Below are 1561 nucleotides of genomic sequence, written 5' to 3' on the forward strand. Positions count from 1 at the left end.
TAGACAAGGCTTACAAGATAATAGGTGTGGGCTTTGAGAAGATAATCAATTAAAAGAGCAGCACATGGAGGATATGACAGATAGCTGTAAAGAGATCAACTCAAAGGAATTGGGTGGGAGGGGAGTGCGGTTGAGGCAGATAACCATTTTTCTGATTCTCTTTCAGGTTGTTCTGATTTCTGCGGCTGAATATCTTGATTACTGTGATCCACCTCAAAAGGCTGATGTTGTTGTGCTGTTTCTTGGTCCTGAGAGAATTGAGCGCAGCAGAGAAGCTGCTCAACTGATCAAGGACGGTTATGCTGACAATCTCTTTGTCCCTGGTCACCGAAGAACAGGGAATGGATTTTCCCCATTCATCCGAGAACCCGAAAGAATATGGAGGCATTCGGGATCGAGCCGGCAGACAATATCCATCTAATGGAGCCCCTTTCCTATATGGCGTTTTTAAATCTCTGGAAAGATGCCAAGGTTGCCTTGACCGATTCCGGAGGGCTTCAGGAAGAGACCACTGCCCTGGGGATTCCCTGTCTTACCATCCGGGAGAATACAGAGCGGCCAATTACCATAACGGAAGGCACCAACGCGCTGGTGGGAGCGTCCCGTGAGGCGATCCTAAATGCCTATGGCAAGGTTAATGCAGAAGAATGGAAGAAGGGGCAACGGCCGAAATTTTGGGATGGTAAGGCATCTGAACGGATAGTGGAAATATTGAAGGCTTAATGGAAAATTCAACACAATGAACAACATTCCTCACGATCATAACTTCAAGAATATCCTGTTGGATTTTCCTGTAGAGTCCTTGCGATTTTTCTTTCCCAAAGCGTTGGAGCAGTGGGGAGCCGTGCAAGAAATCACCTTTGTCCGTCAAGAGCCCAAAAAACATCAGCTTTCCGATGCCAATCTTGCGCTTGACATGCCGATTCTATTTCGCTTTGAAAAGCAGTCTCTTCTGTTGTGGCTGGTAGAATTTCAGGAAGACAAAAGTCGGTTTTCCATTCACAAGTTGATGCGCTACACCGTGGATCTGATGGAGGAACACCCGGAAGCAACCGTCATCCCAGCTGTCTTGTTCACTGACCGAAGGAAATGGAGAACAAGTGTGCTGCGTCGACTGGAAAGCCGAATGGCAGATCAGCTTTTTGTCTATTTCGAGTACATCTATTGCAAGCTGTTTGACTTCAATGCTCGTGATTTTTATACTGTAAACAATCCGGTGGTGAAGATACTGCTGCCCAAGATGAATTATGACCCATCGGAGCGTAGTGAAGTGATCCGGCAGGCGTACATCGGGCTTTTTCAATTGGCCGCACTGTCATTGTTTGAAAAGTATGTTCCGTTCATTGATTTGTACGCTGAGGTAAAGTCGGAAGAGCAGAGGCAGTTGTGTCAGGAATTATTTCAGCATAAGGAGACTGCTATGTTGGCAGAATATATAAAAGATATGGGTCGTAAAGAAGGTCGTCAAGAAGGTCGTCAAGAAGGCGAACAGAAAGTGGTCACCATGATCCGAAACGCGGAAAAGAAAGGTTTGTCTATTGAGATGATCTCTGAAATTGCT

The 1561-nt window shown here is 45.9% G+C and carries 3 protein-coding genes; all 3 read left to right on the top strand.

The window, feature by feature from the left end; all coding sequences use genetic code 11:
* Positions 1 to 64: 64 nt before the first annotated feature.
* Positions 65 to 421, top strand: coding sequence for a hypothetical protein (locus tag MTBBW1_RS16860; protein ID WP_080805097.1), 357 nt, complete (start codon positions 65 to 67; stop codon positions 419 to 421).
* Entirely contained in the window at positions 379 to 723 is a 345-nt protein-coding gene (locus tag MTBBW1_RS16865; RefSeq protein WP_080805099.1) for a UDP-N-acetylglucosamine 2-epimerase, read from the top strand. The genes MTBBW1_RS16860 and MTBBW1_RS16865 overlap by 43 nt, the downstream gene beginning before the upstream one ends.
* Before the next feature lie 16 nt (positions 724 to 739).
* A partial coding sequence (locus MTBBW1_RS16870) for an RpnC/YadD family protein (RefSeq protein ID WP_080805100.1) occupies positions 740 to 1561 on the top strand: 822 nt, incomplete at its 3' end.

The organism is Desulfamplus magnetovallimortis (assembly GCF_900170035.1).
In the GTDB taxonomy this organism is placed as follows: domain Bacteria; phylum Desulfobacterota; class Desulfobacteria; order Desulfobacterales; family Desulfobacteraceae; genus Desulfamplus; species Desulfamplus magnetovallimortis.